Annotated in this window: 17 protein-coding genes; 4 read left to right on the top strand and 13 right to left on the bottom strand. The window is 63.8% G+C overall.

The window, feature by feature from the left end; genetic code table 11:
- Positions 1–58 precede the first annotated feature (58 nt).
- From SA339_02660 to SA339_02650, 3 genes are all read left to right on the top strand, one after another.
- The gene (locus tag SA339_02660) at positions 59–226 is read left to right on the top strand and encodes a hypothetical protein (GenBank protein ID MDW5562101.1); all 168 of its coding nucleotides are present in this window, start codon (positions 59–61) and stop codon (positions 224–226) included.
- Between the two features lie 165 nt (positions 227–391).
- The gene (locus SA339_02655) at positions 392–1,540 is read left to right on the top strand and encodes a zinc-binding dehydrogenase (GenBank protein ID MDW5562100.1); all 1,149 of its coding nucleotides are present in this window, start codon (positions 392–394) and stop codon (positions 1,538–1,540) included.
- Positions 1,541–1,662: 122 nt separating this feature from the next.
- Positions 1,663–2,946 (top strand): methanogenesis marker 16 metalloprotein, encoded by a 1,284-nt coding sequence (locus SA339_02650; protein ID MDW5562099.1) that lies wholly within the window; start codon positions 1,663–1,665, stop codon positions 2,944–2,946.
- Here the strand turns inward: SA339_02650 and comE are convergent.
- The 9 genes from comE to SA339_02605 all read right to left on the bottom strand — a co-directional run bounded on the left by comE (position 2,915) and on the right by SA339_02605 (position 10,785).
- Positions 2,915–3,472: a sulfopyruvate decarboxylase subunit beta gene (comE, locus tag SA339_02645; GenBank protein ID MDW5562098.1), complete on the bottom strand. Its 558-nt coding sequence runs from the start codon at positions 3,470–3,472 to the stop codon at positions 2,915–2,917. The genes SA339_02650 and comE overlap by 32 nt on opposite strands.
- 1 nt (position 3,473) lies before the next feature.
- Positions 3,474–3,968, bottom strand: a complete 495-nt coding sequence (gene comD, locus SA339_02640; protein ID MDW5562097.1) for a sulfopyruvate decarboxylase subunit alpha — start codon at positions 3,966–3,968, stop codon at positions 3,474–3,476.
- Positions 3,969–3,972: 4 nt separating this feature from the next.
- Positions 3,973–4,581: a (Fe-S)-binding protein gene (locus SA339_02635; protein ID MDW5562096.1), complete on the bottom strand. Its 609-nt coding sequence runs from the start codon at positions 4,579–4,581 to the stop codon at positions 3,973–3,975.
- A 22-nt stretch (positions 4,582–4,603) separates the two neighbouring features.
- The gene (locus SA339_02630; protein ID MDW5562095.1) at positions 4,604–5,302 is read right to left on the bottom strand and encodes a GTP-binding protein; all 699 of its coding nucleotides are present in this window, start codon (positions 5,300–5,302) and stop codon (positions 4,604–4,606) included.
- Complete coding sequence (locus tag SA339_02625) at positions 5,299–6,063, bottom strand: ATP-binding cassette domain-containing protein (GenBank protein ID MDW5562094.1); 765 nt, start codon at positions 6,061–6,063, stop codon at positions 5,299–5,301. Before SA339_02625 ends, SA339_02630 begins: the two co-directional genes overlap by 4 nt.
- 1 nt (position 6,064) lies before the next feature.
- Positions 6,065–7,330: a cysteate synthase gene (locus SA339_02620; GenBank protein MDW5562093.1), complete on the bottom strand. Its 1,266-nt coding sequence runs from the start codon at positions 7,328–7,330 to the stop codon at positions 6,065–6,067.
- Positions 7,331–7,512: 182 nt separating this feature from the next.
- Positions 7,513–8,964, bottom strand: a complete 1,452-nt coding sequence (locus SA339_02615; GenBank protein ID MDW5562092.1) for a flippase — start codon at positions 8,962–8,964, stop codon at positions 7,513–7,515.
- A gap of 244 nt (positions 8,965–9,208) precedes the next feature.
- Positions 9,209–9,547: a P-II family nitrogen regulator gene (locus SA339_02610; GenBank protein MDW5562091.1), complete on the bottom strand. Its 339-nt coding sequence runs from the start codon at positions 9,545–9,547 to the stop codon at positions 9,209–9,211.
- Between the two features lie 8 nt (positions 9,548–9,555).
- Positions 9,556–10,785, bottom strand: coding sequence for an ammonium transporter (locus SA339_02605; GenBank protein ID MDW5562090.1), 1,230 nt, complete (start codon positions 10,783–10,785; stop codon positions 9,556–9,558).
- A 300-nt stretch (positions 10,786–11,085) separates the two neighbouring features.
- Here SA339_02605 and SA339_02600 point away from each other — a divergent pair, with 300 nt between their 5' ends.
- Positions 11,086–12,009 carry a DUF6293 family protein gene (locus tag SA339_02600; protein MDW5562089.1) on the top strand — a complete coding sequence of 308 codons (924 nt, stop codon included), beginning with the start codon at positions 11,086–11,088 and terminating at the stop codon, positions 12,007–12,009.
- A gap of 233 nt (positions 12,010–12,242) precedes the next feature.
- On the opposite strand, the gene SA339_02595 is transcribed toward SA339_02600, so the two are convergent.
- From SA339_02595 to SA339_02580, 4 genes are read right to left on the bottom strand one after another with little or no spacing between them, the layout of a single operon-like run.
- Positions 12,243–13,541, bottom strand: coding sequence for an FAD-dependent oxidoreductase (locus SA339_02595; GenBank protein ID MDW5562088.1), 1,299 nt, complete (start codon positions 13,539–13,541; stop codon positions 12,243–12,245).
- A complete protein-coding gene (locus SA339_02590; GenBank protein MDW5562087.1) occupies positions 13,538–14,134 on the bottom strand; it encodes a hypothetical protein in 597 nt (198 codons plus the stop codon). Before SA339_02590 ends, SA339_02595 begins: the two co-directional genes overlap by 4 nt.
- Positions 14,131–16,884 (bottom strand): AMP-binding protein, encoded by a 2,754-nt coding sequence (locus tag SA339_02585; protein MDW5562086.1) that lies wholly within the window; start codon positions 16,882–16,884, stop codon positions 14,131–14,133. Before SA339_02585 ends, SA339_02590 begins: the two co-directional genes overlap by 4 nt.
- The gene (locus SA339_02580; protein MDW5562085.1) at positions 16,866–18,128 is read right to left on the bottom strand and encodes a polysaccharide pyruvyl transferase family protein; all 1,263 of its coding nucleotides are present in this window, start codon (positions 18,126–18,128) and stop codon (positions 16,866–16,868) included. Before SA339_02580 ends, SA339_02585 begins: the two co-directional genes overlap by 19 nt.
- Positions 18,129–18,152: the final 24 nt, after the last annotated feature.

The raw sequence follows: 18,152 nt of genomic DNA, 5'->3' as shown, positions 1-18,152 counted from the left end.
AGTGAGCGCCCGTCCCATTGCGATGAGAGCGAACGCATTAGCGCATAGGAGGAATATCATGGAAGACTCTGACAACGTGGGCAGCTTGGAGCTGCGAAATCTGATCGGCATTCAGAAGGAGATGCTGGACGAGCATCGCCGGCTGCGGTATTTGACGGTGTGGCTCATCGTCCTGACGGTGCTGCTGCTTTGCACCTCGTGCCTGGCCGCCGCTTATGCCCATTGACCATGCCCGCGAGCAAACCCGACCGGGGCGGCGGCCCCCATCTCACTCTTTATCGATCTGACCGACCCCGCGATGATCGCGGAAGGCCATCCTGACCGCCGAATGCACAGAAGGGTCGCCTAAGTTTGAAATGCTTGGTCCATGCGCTCAACATGCGTGATATGAATGGCTAAAGAGATGGTACTCAGCAAGCAGGGTTCGACCGATTATCTTGAGATGAGAGATTATCCCACGCCCTCGGCGGGGCCCGGTGCGGTCGTGGCTGACGTCGTCCTGTGCGGGGTCTGCGGTACCGATACCCACCAGGTAATGGGTTGGCTCCCTATTCCGGTGCCCCATGCCCTCGGGCACGAGTGGTTCGGGCGGGTCCGTGAGCTGGGGGAGGGAGTGGAGGCCGATGCCACCGGGCAGCCTCTCAGCACCGGAGACCGCATCGCCTCGGGCATCGGGATCAGTCGGCCGGACTGGTACTCGAGGAACCTTCCCGATCGACCGAACGTGTCCAGCGGGTTCGAGGAGGTGGGGATCAGCATGACCCACACCGCCGATGACCCGCCCCACTTCTGGGGCGCTTTCGCCGAGCACGTGTACCTGCCAGGTTATTTTCCCATATACAAGTTGCCTCCGGGCATGGACGACCGGGAGCTGGTGTTGGTGGAGCCCATCGCCGTGGCCACCCGAGCGTTCAAGCGGGCGCAGGGGTCGGCGGCCGGCTACACCAAGACCGGAGTGGGCGTGGACCCCTCCCAGACCGTAGTCGTCCAAGGCATGGGGCCGGTGGGCATGTGCCATGCTCTGGTTTGCAACCTGTTCGGGATGACCAACATCATCGGGATCGATAAGGTGCCAGAACGCTTGGAGAAGGGAAAGCGGATGGGGCTGACCGACGCCATCGACATGAATGAGGTCGATTCGATAGAGGACCGTCAGAAGCAGGTCAAGAAGCTCTCGGGGGGCGAGGGTGCGGATATCGTGTTCGAGACCGCCGGACACCCCAGCGCATTCGAGGAGTCTTTCCAGCTGGTGAGGAAAGGAGGGTGCATCGTCGAGGTCGGCAACGCCGCCGATTCGGGCAAGGCTCAGCTCAGCCCCTTCACCGACGTCTGCCAGAAGGACGTCGACGTTCTCGGCTCCTTCGGCTACTCGGGCCTGGAGTACCGGACGGCCATGGCCACCATGGTGAAGGCCAAGCAGGCGGGGGTCCCGTTCGGAGAGATCGTAGGCGAGGTCCGGCCGCTCGAGGAGCTGCCTGAGCAGATCCAGCGACAGGGCGAAGCCGGGGTGCCAGGGAGGATCGCCATCCAACCTCGGTGATCCGGGACCCGCCTCCTCCCGTTCCGCGCATATGCCGATCGGGGCGATTTTAGGTTCTGGCATTGTCCGGCGGCTAGGGCCCATAAAAAAAAGGATTAGGCTTGAGCCCGATAGTCCCCCGAATGAAGCAGACGATCATGGAGATCGACCGAAAGATCGAGCGCGGGGAAGCCGTCGTGATGACCGTCCAGGAGCTTTATGACCGTATCTCCGGAGGGGACGGGAGGGCGCTCGAGGAGGTGGACGTGGTGACCACCGGGACCCGGGGCATCATGAGCGGTACCTATGCGGTCCTCTCCTTCCCCATCTCCTCCCCCGGCATCTTCGAGAGGGCGACCCGGGTGACCATGAACGGCGTACCGACCAGCGTGGGCCCTTGCCCCAACGAGCGGCTGGGCATCCTCGATCTCATGGTCTTCGGTACCTCCGTCAGCGAGCACGATCCCAAGTACGGGGGCGGGCATCTGCTGCATGATCTGGTCGCCGGAGCTCCCGTTCAGGTGGAAGCGGAGACCGGAGAGGGCCACGCCATCGCCAAGGAGGTTTCGATGGACGACATGAACAGCGCGGTGCTCATGGCCACCAGGCACGCCTTCCGCAACTACCGGGCAATGGTCAACTCTGGGAACGAGGCCGTCCGCACCATCTTCCACGCCGCCGAGCTTAAGCCCCACCTCCGTGAGCTGACCTTCTCCGGATGCGGACACCTCAATCCGATTCAGAACGACCCCGGTCTGAGGACCATCGGGATCGGCACGCGGGTGCTGGTTAACGGCGGCCAGGGCTTCGTCACCGGGCTGGGGACCAGGAGCTCGGCCGGGAGCCCCAATCTGATGATGGCGGCGGACATGAGAGGCATGGACGCCGAGCTCATCGGCGGGTTCATCACTTCCGCCGGTCCGGAATGTGCGGTCTCCTGGGCCGTACCCATCCCCGTCCTGGATGACGATATCCGGTCCGGCCTGGCCAGGCCTGATGACGAGATACCCATGCCGGTGGCGGACATCAAGGACCGCCACCCCATCGCCGTGGCCGACTACGGCCAGGTGTGGAAAGATGTCAGCGCCACCGTCAGGGTGGACCGTGCCTCGTGTGCAAGATGCCAGTGCTGCGAGGCGGAGCGGCGTTGCCCGACCGAGGCCATCAGCTTCCCCCACGGGAAGCCGACCATAGACCGCTACCGCTGCTACAACTGCGGACTATGTTCGACGCTGTGCGAGAACAAGGTGTTCAGGGCGGACCTGGGCGAGGTGCGGTTCACCGTGGACGGCCGGGAGGTCACCGTGCCGGTCACCTGTCGCCAGTCCGACCGCGTCCGCGCCCTCCGAACGGCCAGGACGCTCCGCGACCGCATCCTCGACCGGTCCTTCCGCATCACCGAAGCCGTGGGGAAGCTGACGCCATGAACCGCTCTATGACATTATGAGGGGTCAGGTCGATCAGGGGCACCTCCGCATTCCCCGCCTCCACCTTGATCAGCATCACACCGTGGTCCATGTCTCCGAGGGCTGTTACCAGGTCCGTCTCTCCGACCGCCGTCCGGACGTTCTCCACTCCTGCGGCCGAGGCCACCCTGGCGAGGTCGGTTCGGGGGCAGACCGGGGTCGGCTGTGAGCCAGTCGAGCCGTACACGCCGTTGTCCAGTATGATCACCAGGAGGTTCTCCGGCGCCCGGCAGGCGAGGGTGGAGAGGCTTCCCAGGTTCATAAGCACCGAACCGTCCCCGTCCAGCACGATAACCCTGCGCTCGGGCCGGGCCAGGGCCAACCCTAGACCGATGGATGACGCGAGGCCCATGGAGCCGAGCATGTAGAAGTTACCCGGCCGATCCCCCACTGCATACAGCTCCCTCGCCGGGTAACCGAGATTGCAGACCACCAGCGCATCTCCGGCCTTCCCGACGATCAGTTCCAGGGCCTCGATCCGCTTCATCCTACCTCCACACCTCCGGACGTACCAGCACCGTCGAGGGACAGCCCCTCCGCTCCGCCTCCTCCCATGCCTGGGCGATGGACTGCTCCACCCCACCCGCTTCCGGCACGATGCAGGGCAGGCCCATCGCCTCCAGCAGGGGTACGGTCAGCTGGCCCATGGGCACCTGGGCCGAGACCTGCTCGCCCTCCACCCCGCGGTGGCTGATGATCATGAGCAGGGGGATGCCGTACAGCATGTCCAGCGATGCCAGCGCATTGATCGAGTTGCCCAGACCGGAGTTTTGCATGAGGATCGCCGCCCGCCTGCCGCCGAGATGATACCCGGCGCAGATGCCGACCCCCTCCTCCTCTCTCGTAACGGCCAGGTGCTCGATCTGCGGGTCCGCCCGCACCAGATCGATGAGCTCACGCATGTTAATGCACGGCACACTGGCGACCAGCCCGATCCCGCAGCCCTTCAGCCCCTGGTAGGCGTCCATGGCTCCGCTGGACATTTCATCACCACACCTTGAGGTCGATCCCCTCGATCCTCAGCTTGCTGCCCTCGATGCCGACCACGACGCCGGAATGCACCTTCCCCATCATACAATGTTGGGGCAGGAACCTCACCGTCTGCCCGACCCGGGGCATCTTTCCTTGGCCGATGACTCCCTCGAAGGCGGCCACCATGCACATCCCGATATCCTTGGGCTCCTCTGCAGCATCCAGTACGATCCTGCGAGGGCCGACGATGTGTACGCTCAGTATGCCGTGCGATTCATTGAGGACACGGGCGAAGTGGACGATGGGACAGCCCAGGGGGCGGTACTGGATGAGATCGCCCTTCTCCACCCGGGCGGCGCGGTCGAAGGGGTAAAGGTCCTCCCGGCAGGAAGGCTCCCCGTCCAGAGGGAGGAGGGAGAACTGGGCCTCCAGGCCATCGATGATGCCTATTATTTTCTTTCCCCGGCCCTCGGACGCGAGCGTCCTCTCCAGCTCGGCCCTCGGCCCCAGGAACCGCTCCTGGGACATGAACGGACACTGGTCCACGCTCTCGCCGTCCATGAGGGCGTCGCCTAGCTCCGTGCACGTCCGGTGACCGCACCGGCCGCAGTTGAAGCCCGGCAGCAGCGCCTCAAGGCGGGCCAGCTCACTCCCCCCTGTACTCGGTGAAGCCGTCGATGCGGCGCAGCAGGCCGTGATGATGCTGCTTGCCGACCCGGGACTCCCCGGCGCATAGCGTGCAGATGGAGAAAGGGGGGTTGTTGCGCAGCGTCATCTCCTGGTCGACGGGGCGCGCGGACATCAGGATGTCCGCGAGCTCTGCCGAGCCCTTGCCGGTGAGGCCGTTGGCGTCGATGGCCCGGCAGCCGGGATTCGCCTCCAGCACCCGCTCCCGGAACACCTCCCTCTCCGCCTGGGAGACTATGTCTCCCTTGGTCATCATCACCACGTCCGCGGCGGTCAGCAAGGGGCCGACCTTCAGAGGGTTGTTGGGCCCCGAGGTCACGTCGATCACGCACACCGCCAGGCACCGGTCAGTGTACGGGGCGCAGCGGAGACAAAGGCCGGCGGTCTCATTGAGCAGGGTGTCCGCGCCGGTCCCCTTGGCCCAGGAGAACATTTCCTCTATGTTGTAGATGGCGAAGTGGTCCGGGCACATGTCCTTGGAGAGGGCGGTCTTCACCGGCACCCCCAGACGGGCGATGCGCTTGTCGTCTTCCGTCCATAGGCAGTCGACCTTGACCACCGCCGGGCTCGCTCCCCGCTCCTTAATCGTCTGGATGAGGTTGATGAGCACCGAAGTCTTCCCTGACCCCGGGGTTCCCGCGAAGACGACGTATCTCACAGGTGGCCCTCCACCATCTCCCCGTTGCGGATGACCTCGCGGAGCGAGATGAGCATGTCGTCCATCTCTGCCAAGCGAGAGCAAACCGATCGCTCGCCCTCCGACCGCTCGATGATGCTGGACATGCCCCCGCTGCGCATGACGATCCTCCGGGAGGTGGAAAGCGCGAGCACGGGGTCGTGGGTCACCACGATGACGATCTTGCCCTCCCCGGACAGCAGGCGCAGTGCCTCCTGCTTGCGGATGCCGGCGTTCTCGATCTCGTCGATCAACACGATGGGGGAGTCGCTGATGAGCGCGATGTCCGCGGTCATGAGGGCCCTGGACTGCCCGCCGCTGAGCGCGGTGAGGTGGTGGTCGGCGGCCAGGGGCTCGCCGCACATGGTGTTGGCCAGATCGATGGCATCCTCGACCACCTCAGTCCTCCTACCCCTGCTTTTGGCGTGCATCTTGAGGAACTCCCCGACGTTCATGTCCGAGAGGAAGTGCATGTTCTGGGAGAGCTGGGCCACCAGCTTCTTCCTCGGGTCGGTGCGGATGATGCTGTCGGGCACCGCCCCGTTGATGAGGATCGTGCGACGAGAGGGGGTGTCGGCCTGAGCCAGCTGCTCGATGTCGCTGATGAGGGTGGACTTGCCGGAACCGGTCGGTCCCACGATGCCGACGATGTCACCGCCGTCGATGTCGATCCTCCTGATGCGTTCCTCGATGCCGTTCTTCCCCACCCCGCCGTTGATCGTCAGGCTAAGCTTCGGTCCCATGTCACATGACCTCCCTTAAGTTCTCAAAGATGTTGCTCGTGATCGCTTCAATGTCCTGGTCCTGCCCCTTCACCGTCAGGTCAGGGATGAGGTCCTTGGTACCCTCTTCCCGGCGAAATCTCTCCGCCCCGCCCCCGGTGATGTTCAGCAGCACCGTCTCGTTCCTTCCCACCGCTCCTTCCTTGACCCGCTGGACGAGGGCGGCCACGGCCACCGAGGCAGCGGGCATGATGTCGATGCCCTCGGACTCGAGGAACAGTGCCTTGGCCTCGTCCGACTGCTGATTGGTCATGCCCAGCACCTCCCCGCCCGTGGCGCGCAGGGCGTCAGCGACCCCACCGGCGACGGAGAACGGCGGGCGGCGGTTGAACAGCACCTCGTCCACCATTCCATGGGGGCACGATGGATCGAAGCTCCCGCCGTGCACCTTGTCGTAGATGGGTGCGCAGGGCAGGTTCTGCCCCAGGTGCAGGATCGGCATGGTGGTCCCGAACCGGCCGTCGGCGATGAGGCGAATGGACGCCTCCCAGGCGGCGATGCCCCCGGTCCCGCTCCCGATCGCCTGGAAGTAGTGGGATGGCAGCTCTCCGATCGTCCGCACCGCGTCCAGCATAACCACGCCCATGCCGTCCCGTCTGGCCACGTTCCTGGCCCCGCCCTCCGGTACGAACCCCGGGCGGCGGGCGATGGCGTCGCCGAGGACGATGGCGTCGCTGTAGTCGCCCCCGACCGCCAGGACGAAGATCGAGCCGGCGGTGTTCGCCCCAGACGGTAGCCACAGCCGGCCGAGGGCAGAGGAGGGTACCAGCAGCACCAGCGGGTGGCGGGTGATCGAGGACAGGTTGGCGAAAGCCCGGGCGGTGTTGCCGGCGGAGGCCACCACCAGCACGTCGCCGCGTCCCTGGTCCATCAACCTTTGTACCGTGGGTGGGGCCTCTAGATCCTTGAAGCTGCAGGTCGGCAGCGACGCCCCTCGCTCCGGCCAATAACCATTGAAGGAAATGTACAACCGGTCGAGTCCCAGCTCCCGGGCCAGGCCCTCGCTCCGGTAGGTGACCGGGCCGCCGGTGAAGCCCTTGATGATGCCGTGCACAGGCAGCCATTCGCAGTACTGCCAGATGCCCTTGTAAGGCGAGATCGTCAGGCTCCTCTGCTCGTATACCGGGCGAAGGAGCGCGTCATGGTCCGGACACGCGTTCGCGCGCTCGTCGAGCCTCGAACGACAGCCCGTGCACTCGAGCATGTAGTTGCCCATGGTGCCGCCCATCCGAGAAAGAAGAATATAATATTTTTTCTTTCGAGGATAATTATTACCTACTTGTGACACATGAGACGGCATTCTGTACATCAAGGGATAAGAATTCAAATGAAGGTAGCCGCTAGAATGCACTATTATGCTCCATATTGAGCGAAAAAGTGGTATGGGTGCCCATCGCCCGGCATCCCCCCTTACTTGTTGAGCACCGCCCTGAGGATGTCCCGGTCCTGTTTGTTGAGCCCTTTGAATAGGAACAGGGCGATGAAATAGAGCGCCGCCCCCAAGCCGATGGAGACAAACAGGCCGAGGTCCGGAAGGAGGAGGAGAACGGCAGCCATGCCGATGGCGGCCCCCACCGGCCGGGAGACAATCTCTACGAGATCGATCCTGAACACGTGCCGGCACAGGAACACGAAGGTGATGGCGACCATTACGAAGTAGGAGACGGTGAAAGCGATGGCGGCCCCCACCTCATGGTAGAACGGAACGAGGAGAAAGCAGAGGGCGATGTTCACCACCGCCGCGGCGCAGTTGGCCACGGTCAGCAGGCGGATGCGCTTGGCTGAGGCCAGGACGCTCCCCATTCCCACGTCGAAGAAGCTCAAGGCCACCGCCGGCATAAGAACAGCGAAGACCACGCCCGCCGGGGCATACTCCGGACCGTAGAAGAATAGGATTATCTTGTTCGCCAGGATGATCCCGCCGACCCCGATGGGCAGACCGAGGATGAACATATACTTCATGACCTTCTGTTGGGTCATCTGGGTCAGATCCTTCGATGACCTCAGGGTACGGGAGACCACCGGGACCAGGGATACGATGAGCGTGGTGGGCAGCGCCACCAGGGCAGTGACCATATTGAACGGCAGGTTGAACATCGCCGTGGAGCTGAGGGCCAGGGCCGTTCCGCCCCCCAGCCACAAAATGATCGACTGTAGGAGGACGGCGTTGACCGAGAAAAGGGAGTTGATCGCCAGGTCTAGGGTAGCATAGGGGACCGCCTTCCTGAGCTGGGCCTTCGAGTCGTCGATGCTCAGCCTCCTGGACGGCCGGACCACGAAACGCGAGCAGACGATGAGGCCGAGGACGAACTGCAGGACCGCCCCGGCCACGGTGACCAAGACGACCGCCGGCAGACCGAAGCCGAGGACCAGCAGTAGGATGGCCAGGGGGATGGTGAACATCCTCTCGGCGATGGAGGTCCACAGCACGTAGTGCATCTGCTCATAGGCCATGTACATCGAGGTGAAGGTCTTGTATAACCAGTTGAAGTAGGTGGCCACGGCGATGGCCATAATGGCGTAGATCACGTCTGGCGGGAGGCCCTCGAACAGAGTGACCGCCAGGGTGACGAACAGGGCCACCGCCCCCAGCATCACGCGCAAGAGGAGGGTACTGGTGAGGTACCGTGGCGCGATCTCCTTGTTGGGAGCGACCTCCACCACCAGCTGGAACCCCAGGTTGAAGTCTGCTATGAAGAAGATGAGGGTGGATAGGGAGAAGGCAAGGGTGTAGATACCATACCTCTCGGTTCCCAGATACCTTGCCAGAAAGATCGAGAGGATAAAGGTCGAGATAAGAGTGGTAGCCTGCACTAGCGCCATGGCCAATGCGTTCTTGGTGATGTCCCTAGCCAACCCCATACCATTACCTAAGACAACGAGTGAAGAGCTTGGAAGCGGCCGTATTTAGATTGAGGGGTCAAGCAAGCAGGCAACTGGAGACTATGGGCGCAGATACAGCGGTCCGGGCAATCGAGCGAGTGGCCGCCATGGCCGGGGTAGCATCATCCATCGTTCGCGCTCATTAAAAAAAAATGCAAGAGAGGGGGTGCGGCGGTGCTCGCAGCCCCCATCCTTCTTCACGGCTTATTACGATGATCGAAGCTCAGATGGCCTCATCGTCCTTCTCCCCGGTGCGGATGCGGATGCACTGCTGGACCGGGTAGACGAATATCTTGCCGTCGCCGATCTCGCCGGTGCGCGCCGAGGCGATTATGGCGTTCACGAAGGGGTCTACTTGTTTGTCCTCGACCACCACCTCGATCTTGACCTTGGGTAGCAGGTCGACGCGGTACTTACCGGCCCGGTTGATAAGCTCGATCCCCTTCTGCTCCCCGCGGCCCTTGACATCGGTCAATGTCATCCCGGTGGCTCCGGCCTCTTCCAGCGCCTTCTTTACGGAGTCTGCTCTCTCCGGCCTTACGAACGCTTCGATCTTCTTCATGGAAACACCTAGCTGTATGCGGTTTCCCCGTGCTGGATAAGGTCGGCTCCGATACGCTCTTCTTCCTTGGTCATCCTCAGCGGGGTGATAGCCCCAATCACTTTCAGGACAATGAAGGTTATTGCGAACGAGACCGCCCAAACCACGCCCACGGCCAATGCCTGCACGCCCAGCAGATAGGCGTCCCCGCCGTAGAGCAGACCGTTGTGGACCACGGCGTCGTTCACCGAGGAGGTGGCCAGCAGGCCGATCATCAACGCGCCGAAGGTGCCGGCTACGCCGTGCACGCCCCACACGTCGAGAGCGTCGTCGAAACCCATCCTCTTTCGCAGCAGGATGCCGCCGTAGCACAGCACGCCGGCACCAAAGCCGATGGCGATGGCTCCGCTGGTGTCCACGTAGCCGGCGGCGGGAGTGATCGCGGCGAGACCGGCGATGGCCCCGGAGATGAGACCGAGCACCGACGGCCGACCGAGGTGCAGCCAGGAGATCGTCCCCCACACCACCGTAGCGGTGGCCGCGGAGATCTGGGAGACGACGAATGCGTTGATGGCGACCGATCCGGCGCTCAGCGCGCTGCCCCCGTTGAACCCGAACCAGCCGAACCATAGAAGCGCCCCGCCCAGGACCACGGTGGGGATGTTGTGGGGGTTCTCCGATATCCCGTGGGACACCGAAGCCCTTTTACCCAGTATCAGGGCAGCGGCCAGTACCGACACCCCGGCGGTGATGTGGATGACGATACCGCCGGCGAAGTCCAGCACTCCGAGCGTCTGCAGCCATCCGCCGCCCCATATCCAGTGGGCGACAGGATCGTAGACAAGGAGGGACCACAGGATGACGAAGAGCACGAACGCCTTGAGCCGCAAGCGCTCCGCGGTGCCGCCGATGATGAGCGCCACGGTGATTATGGCGAACATACCCTGGAACATCATGAACAGCAGGTGGGGTATCGATGACGCCATGGGGGCCGGGGTCAACGCATCGACCCCGTGCAGCATCACGTAATCAAGTCCACCGATGAAGCCTCCGTAGTCGCTGTTGAAGACCAGCGAGTACCCCACGATCACCCAGAGCAATGTTATTACTCCGGTGATGAGCAGGCTCTGACCCAGCATGGACAGTACACTGCTCTTGCGGAGCATGCCTCCGTAGAAGAAAGCCACGGCGGGGACCATTAAAAGGATCATCGCCGTCGAGATCAAAACCCAAGCAATATTGCCAGCATCGAACACCATCGCTAACGAACCTCGTTCCCGGACAGACATAATGATAAAAATCACTTTCTGTTCCAGATGAATGTATATTCAATTTCTAAAATTCTGCACATTTGAAATGTAGGCTCTTTATGTTACAGAAGTACTCGCTTTTTAAAATAATAGAAAAATAGGGAGCCCACTCCAAACTCCCACGCCGCGCTTATTTTCTCTGTGGATCTCGACGGCCATCCTTGGATTTCGAAGCGCCGATGATGCGATATGCCGAACCTTGATGCAAGACTATAACTTCATGGTCGATTTCGGGTAGCTGGTGGGGAAATGAGGCATAAGTCTAGCCCATGCACCGATTCCAACAAGGCTTCGAAAAAAGGCTTGTCGGCCATCAACGGTCTTGACGGACCGAGCATATCGCCGCGCCTAAGGGTGGTAATCAGCTGCATGAGCTACGAGACCCTGAAGGTGGTTAAGCCCATAGGGGACCTCAGGGCCGAGAAGATCTACCTCATCTGCTGGAACGGCATTGGGTCGAACAGGAGATGTTCGGTGTTCAGTGATTTCTACGATGAGATCGTCAAACGGCTCCACAACATCGGGTTCGAGGCCGACGACATCGTGGTGCGGAGGATCGACGTCTATCAGTTCAAGAAGGTGATGGGCGAGCTGATGTCGATCATGTCCAGGGAGCGGGGTTTGGGCAACGACGTCTATGTCAATCTTTCGTCAGGGACGATGGAGTACGTGGCCGCGGCGACGGTGGCGTCGATGATGGTCGACGGAGTCAAGCCGTTCATCGTGCACTCCCAGCTCAACCAGAACTACGTGACCCAATTGGACGAGCTGTACCACTCGCAATATATACAGTTCAGCAAAAAGACAGAGCTCACCGATCCGGTGGAGCTGCCCTCGTTCCGCATCAGCCCTCCGCCCCGGGATCTCGTGATCGCCCTGAGGAGGTTCCGGATCAGGAGGGAGAACAAGCTGTCCACCAAGTATGCCGCCATGATCCAGGATCTCAAGGAGGCCGGGGTGTGGACCTATGATGGGGAGGCGATGGAGAAGTTCAAGGCTACGGACTCCCGGCGAGATAAACTGGCCCAGGCGGAGAAGATGTACTATTCCCGGCACTTTATCGACGGATGGATCAGGCAGGGCTGGGTCGACGGGAAGAACGGCCGGGGCAGCGAGCTGAGGCTCACTGATTCGGGCGAGAACGTCACCGACATATTCTATCTGGACGCCTAACTGGAATAACGGATATAACAAACATAACGCTACTATTTTTATCGTTGAACCAGGGCTTCTCGGCGCAATGCCCGGGGGCCGTCCCGAGAGCCGCTCCACATCTGGTGGGGAGGGTGCCGGCGGCGGTGATCGATCGCCCCCCGGCAGGTTCCGGTGTTCGGCGGGAGAGGTCGTTAGGCTTTTCCCGGCGAGCGATGTTATCTAAAAGGTCAGGCATCCCGGAGAAGTGACCTCTATGTTCGACCGCTTTCCGGCTGAATGCTCCTGGCCACTCGCAGGGCCAGGGCGGCGGTGGTCAGCATGGTGGGCAGACCCTGCGATCTGGGGAGAAGAGATAGATCGGCCACCCACAGTCCCTCCGGAAGGTATGATGGACGCATGCCGCTGACGTCCTCGCGACGCAGGGGCACCGTGCCCCCGAGATGACCGCCGTGCAATATGCCGTTGATGAAGGGTTCCTCCACGCCGGCGCGTCCCATCATATCCTTCACCTCGTCCGCGGCCCGGCGCAGGTATGACTGGTCCTCCGCGCTCACCGGCTTCTCCACCCTGCCGTCTTCCAGTACCCTGCCGTTCGCGGACTCGGCCAGCTTGACCATTACCCCTACTCGGTCCTGGAGGCCGACGTTTCTCCAGGGACGGTGGAACCAGTGCGAGAGGACGTCGACGTACGGTGAGATGATGTGCCTTTCCCGCTGGGCGAACCAGGCCATGGGCGGCTCCTCGAGCTGCCTCGCGGCCTTGCTCCTGCCACCCACGGTGAGGACGAGATCGGCCCACAACGTATCGCTGGGGGCGATACCCGAGGCCCTGAGGATCTGGGCGGTGCCTATCCCCCCGGCGGCGAGGACCACGACGTCCGCCTTCATGGTGCTCATCCGGCCGTCCACCTCCGCCCGCACGCCGACCGCTCTTTCGCCCTCCACCAAGACCTGCTTGACCGCCGATCCGGTTTGCACCCGGCATCCCCATCTTGCGGCCTCGTCCAGGAACCGGCGGGAGTCCCATCTCGCGCCGGTGGGACAGCCGACCTCGCACAGCCCGCAGGAGATGCACCGGGAGATGTCCAGCCCCTTGGGGGTCGGGCGGGGGTCCAGGCCCATCTCCGAGGCCGCGTCGAACATCCGCTGGGTGGTCGGTCGCCAGCGCTCCCGGGGAAGCGTCGCGATGCCGATCTGACGCTCGAGGCTCTCGTACTCCGGCGAGAGGTCCAGACCGATCTCCTTCAGTCCCGCCTCCGCCCGCACCAGGTTGCCGCAGGAGACCACCGAGCATCCGCCGACGGCCATGCCCCGCACCAGCAGCAGCTCCTTGCTCGACCGCGTGGTTCGGTAGGCGGAAATGAACCTCTCGACGTTAGCCTCGCCGCCCAGCAGGCCAGCACGCCTGAGGGGTTCGGTCCACCCCACCAGTCGGGTGAACGGCTTGAACCGCTCGCCGGCCTCCAGCACCACGACCTCCGCGCCCGTTCTTGACAGCTCCCGGGCGGCGGTCGCTCCGCCCGCTCCCGACCCGACCACGATGGCCTTCATGTCCCCTCCTTCAACGTTATCGATGCCAGGCAGCACGGGGCGCCCCCGGTCATGCGCTCGGTGAACCGCATCGACGCCATCGGGTTCAGCCCGCTCACCACCCCCTCGTCCACGGCGCTGAGCATCAGGCATGCATCATGGGAATATACCTGGGAGAGGGCGCACCGGCGGACCGCCATCCGTCGTCCGTCCGGGGTGTCGAGGACCGAGAATTCGATGCCCAGGATGCGGTACATCACCGCCGCCGCTCGCATGAGGTCCTCGGAGGAACCGCCGACCCCGAGGCTCGCCTTCGCCTCCCGTCCCAGTTCCATGCCGGTGTCGTTCAGCGCACTCCGGGCGGCACGGATCGCCTCCTCCCGGCCCAGGGCGTCGATCAGCGCCCGCACTCTGATCTCGTGTCCTCCGGCCATGGCCGCCCGGTGGCCCTCCAGGTCCTTTGCTCGGGCCTTGGTGCCCTCGGGCGGATGGGAACCGGCGCTCCGAAGAAGGGCGTCCAGCGTGGCGTTCGTCCTCGCTTCGATCCTCTGGACCTCCCGTGACATGAGGAAGCGGGGCATCCACCGCGAGGCGATGGTCAGCCGCAGGCTCATGTCTCCCTCCCCGCCCGACCCACGTGCAGCGCCTCTGGTGCCGACGACTGGCCCGAGTACAGCGACTCGATCACCGGCTGGTACCGCAGGACCAGCCTAGGCCTCCGGAGCTTCATGTTGGCAGTCAGCTCGCCCCTCTCCACGGACAGGTCGTTGGGTAGCACGGCCCAGGCCCTGATCTGCTCGGGGCGTGCCAGTTGCTCGTTCATGCTGACGATGGCAGCATCGATGTCGTCCACCGCCGGGCGTCCCCCGACCCACAGCAGGGCGACCCCGTACGGGCGGCCCTCGCCGACCACCATCGCCTCCTCCACTCCGGGAAGAGAACGCATCATCGTCTCCACCTTCAGAGGGTTGACGTACTTGCCGTAGGCGGTCTTGATCAGCTCCTTCTTCCGACCCTGAAGTACGAGGCTACCGTCGTCGGCAATGTGCCCGGTATCGCCGGTGAGCAGCCAGCCGTCGTGGAACGGATCCTCCTCGAGGCCGTCATAGCCCCTGGTGACCTGGGGTCCGCGGACCAGCACCTCGCCGTCCTCGGCGATGGCGACCTCCGTCCTGGGCAGCGGTGTGCCGACCGTGCCGATGACGTTGCATCCCCGGCGGTTGATTGTGACCAGCGGTGCCTCGGTCAGGCCGTAGGCGTTGTGCACCTCGATGCCCAGCACCCGGAGGTCCCGCAGTATCGCCGGGCTCATGACCCCCGAGCCGGAGATCAGGTAGGCACAGCGGTCCAGTCCTGCACGCCTCAGGGCCTGCCTCCCGATCGCCGACGCCAGGAGCTTGGAGGTCGGCTTGGATGGCCTTGCCATCACCCTCATGGCGTTGGGGTTGTCGACCAGGCCAGAGTGCAACTTCTCGAAGAAGCGGGGTACGGAGAAGAAGACGGTGGGCCGCACCTTGGGAAGTGCGTTCCGCAGCTCCCTGAACTCCTCGAGGAAGTAGAGGTCGACGGCCGCCGGAGCGTAGAACGGCGAGTAGGTCGCCAGGATGCCCTCGACCACGTGGTTCATGGGCAGGAACGATAGGTAAACGACCTGAGAGTTGCGCGCCTCCCACGGCGGCAGGGAGGCGGTGGATTCGGCCATGTACCGCAGGTTATCGTGATCGAACAGCACACCCTTGGCCGGACCGGTGGTGCTTGAGGTGTACCGCAGCGTGGCGATGTCCCCCAGCCCCGCCGGGGAGCGTGCCCTTTCCTCATCAACGCCCCGGTCGAGGAATTCCTCCCAAGATAGGGCCCGGGATCTCATTTCCTCGGGCACCGAACGGCAGAACGAGATCATGGGAACAGAGGTCTGCATCTCGCGCGCTCTTTTGAGCACCTGCCCTGAACCGATCAGCAGGAGGCGGGCCCCGCTGCTGGCGACCTGCTCGTCCAGCTCCCGGGGCGGGGAGGTGTAGTAAAGGGGAACGCTGATTCCGCCCACCATGCCGATGGCCACATCGAGGGTCAGGTACCGAGTGCTGTTCGCGCCGACGATAGCCACCCGGTCGCCCTTGCCGATGCCCATCTCGTGCAGGGCAGCTGCCGCCCGCAGCATGTCCCCCCGGACCTCGGCGGCGGGACGCTCCCTGGTCTCGCCGTCCACAATGTCGAACATCCGCACCGGCCTCCGCTTGCTGGTCAGGCGGAACAAGACCTGCTCGTGCACGGTCCGGTCACTGCGGTGCAGGAACCCGGTGTAGGTCCCGAACTCCAGCAGCTTCGGGAGCAGGAGATGCCAGTCCACCGGGCAGTGGCCGAGGAGGTCGTCCGCGTTCGTCCTAAGGAACTCCCGCCGCTCCTGCAGGTAGCCGGCCAGGGGAGCGAGGTCCTTGGCCGGCCCTTTGGCCCCCGTGCCCTGGAGTATCGGCAGGTAGACGGGACGGGGGAGGGACACCCCAAGATGCTCAAGGGCCCAGGAACGGGTGGCATTGACGAGCTCCCTCACGGTCGGCAGCGTCGCCGGATCGCCCACGGCATGGAAGGTCCTCCCTTCCGCCCGGGGATCGAGGGAAAGGCGGGCGATCATTTCGGCAACGTGATCCACGGGGACGAGGTTCACCCGCTGGGAGGGGGATATGGGAAGCACCTTGACCTTGCCGGCGAGGTAGAGGCGCAGGGGATAGTACAGCGTGTTGAAAGTTCTCACATAGCCGTCGTCCGAGGCCCCGACGACCATGCCCGGGCGGAAGATGGAGATCGGCAGTTCGTCCATCGCCCCGCGGACGACCGTTTCGGCTTCGTACTTGCTCCGCTCGTAGTTGCTCAGGAAGCCGTATTGATCTGTGAGCTCGTCCTCTCGCACCGCGCCCCTCCGCCCCCCGGCGACGTAGGCGGTGGAAACGTGCGCGAAGCGCTTCAGCCCGTGGTCACGGTGGACGGCGAAGGCGAGCTTGAGGACGTTCCGGGTCCCGTTGACGTTGGTCTCCCTCAGCTCGTCCAGCGGAGCGTGGAGGCGGATGTCGGCGGCGCAGTGGACGATGATGTCCACCTGCCGGGCCAGCTCCGCGTACCTCGATGGCTCCAGTCCCAGGTCCTCCTTGCACACGTCCCCGGCCAGCACCTCGACCCTCGAGCCGAGCGCGCTGGCGACCTCCGGGCGGTCCCCCCAAACTCGGGCCAACCGGTCTCTCGCTTCCCGGTCATCGCCCCCCCGCGCCAGCACGGTGATGTTATGGCCGGAGTTCGCCAGGAACCACCTGGCGACGTAGGTGCCGATGAAGCCGGAACCTCCGGTGAGCAGGATCACGGTCCCACGCTCCACCCCTTCTCCCTCAGTAGCTCGGCGACCCATCCGCTGGCGCTCTTCGCCCGGATGACATGCTCTTCGTGCGCTTTGGCCAGTTGGGCGCGCACCTCCCCGGGATCGTTCAGCAGGCGGTCGGCCTTAGCCCTTACCTGAGGCCACAGGCCCTCGGCCGAGCGCTCGAAGAAGAACTCATCCTTCATCCCGATCTCGTCGTACAGGTCCGCCAGGCGAACGTCGTGGGCGATGGCGATCTGGGGGACATGCCCCTCGAGGGAGAGCGCTCCGGCGTGGTAGCGGGAGGTGACCAGGAGGTCCAGGGACCGCAGGACCGAGGCCATCTGGGAGGCATTATGCTCCGTGGCCGAGAAGATCCTGGCGCGTTCAGGACATTTCATGCGGGCGAGGATGTCCTTGGCCAGGTCATCGTCGACCGACTCCATGCACAGCAGCGCCACGTTCCGGTCATGCTCCTTGACGAACCGGTCCGCCAGCTCGGCGAAGCGCTGGGCCAGCTCGGCGGCCGCCCGACGGCGCTCCCTGCTCCACGCGAAGTAGTAGGGCCACTTGTAGCACCTCGACCGCCGGCCCCACGGCCTGGGCACGACAGGGAAGAGGAAGAAATCCACCGCCGCGATGCCCACCGTCCCTCCTGGCAATGAACGTTCCAGAATGTCCGCGTCCCGGGGGTCCGTCCTCATCAGCAGCGCGGTGTCAGCGGCGACCTTGATCGGCGCAGTGACCCCCCACGCCCGCATTCGCTCCGCCCCGGTGCGAGTGCGCATGATGATTAGATCGGTCAAGCTCCCGTCCCGTCTCACCTTATCCACGCTCTCCTCGGTGCAGTGGCCGGAGTCGACGGCATAGGCCACACAGGGCTTTCCGAACTCGTGCGCGCACCTCGTGGCCCACAGGTAGGCGTCGAGCAGCGCCTTGGTGAAGGTCTCGATGTAGCACGAGCCCTCCACCAGGACGACGAGGTCGCTCTCCTTCACAAGCCGGCGCACCGTGCGTCGATAGGTCGTCGGCACGCGGACGATCCTCAGATCATCGGCCTCTCGAAGATAACGGCGCAGCCGATCGACGTCCAGGCTTGGGACCGTAAGCACGGCGTCAGGTATCAGCGCGCGCATCTCCTCTATGGTAGCGAGGAGCTTGGCCTCCGCGCCGGTGTTGTTGGCGCCGTTGTAGCCGAAGAGCAGAACCCTTGGACGCTTGATCTCGCTGACCGAGCTCATGGCGATCCCCTCCCGGCGGGCCATGGGTACGTCGCTTCCGCCGTCATT

Source organism: Methanomassiliicoccus sp., assembly GCA_033485155.1.
In the GTDB taxonomy this organism is placed as follows: domain Archaea; phylum Thermoplasmatota; class Thermoplasmata; order Methanomassiliicoccales; family Methanomassiliicoccaceae; genus UBA6.
The sequence above is the reverse complement of the archived record's forward strand: the minus strand, read 5'-3'. Positions and strand labels throughout refer to the sequence as shown.

Coding starts and splice junctions, on each gene's coding strand:
- SA339_02620 (MDW5562093.1), bottom strand. CDS start 7,330: ATGGGCGGCACCATGGGCAACTACATGCTCGAGTGCACGGGCTGTCGT.
- SA339_02610 (MDW5562091.1), bottom strand. CDS start 9,547: ATGAAGAAGATCGAAGCGTTCGTAAGGCCGGAGAGAGCAGACTCCGTA.
- SA339_02650 (MDW5562099.1), top strand. CDS start 1,663: ATGAAGCAGACGATCATGGAGATCGACCGAAAGATCGAGCGCGGGGAA.
- SA339_02660 (MDW5562101.1), top strand. CDS start 59: ATGGAAGACTCTGACAACGTGGGCAGCTTGGAGCTGCGAAATCTGATC.
- SA339_02615 (MDW5562092.1), bottom strand. CDS start 8,964: ATGGGGTTGGCTAGGGACATCACCAAGAACGCATTGGCCATGGCGCTA.
- comE (MDW5562098.1), bottom strand. CDS start 3,472: ATGAAGCGGATCGAGGCCCTGGAACTGATCGTCGGGAAGGCCGGAGAT.
- comD (MDW5562097.1), bottom strand. CDS start 3,968: ATGTCCAGCGGAGCCATGGACGCCTACCAGGGGCTGAAGGGCTGCGGG.
- SA339_02625 (MDW5562094.1), bottom strand. CDS start 6,063: ATGGGACCGAAGCTTAGCCTGACGATCAACGGCGGGGTGGGGAAGAAC.
- SA339_02580 (MDW5562085.1), bottom strand. CDS start 18,128: ATGGCCCGCCGGGAGGGGATCGCCATGAGCTCGGTCAGCGAGATCAAG.
- SA339_02595 (MDW5562088.1), bottom strand. CDS start 13,541: ATGAAGGCCATCGTGGTCGGGTCGGGAGCGGGCGGAGCGACCGCCGCC.
- SA339_02590 (MDW5562087.1), bottom strand. CDS start 14,134: ATGAGCCTGCGGCTGACCATCGCCTCGCGGTGGATGCCCCGCTTCCTC.
- SA339_02655 (MDW5562100.1), top strand. CDS start 392: ATGGCTAAAGAGATGGTACTCAGCAAGCAGGGTTCGACCGATTATCTT.
- SA339_02600 (MDW5562089.1), top strand. CDS start 11,086: ATGAGGCATAAGTCTAGCCCATGCACCGATTCCAACAAGGCTTCGAAA.
- SA339_02605 (MDW5562090.1), bottom strand. CDS start 10,785: ATGGTGTTCGATGCTGGCAATATTGCTTGGGTTTTGATCTCGACGGCG.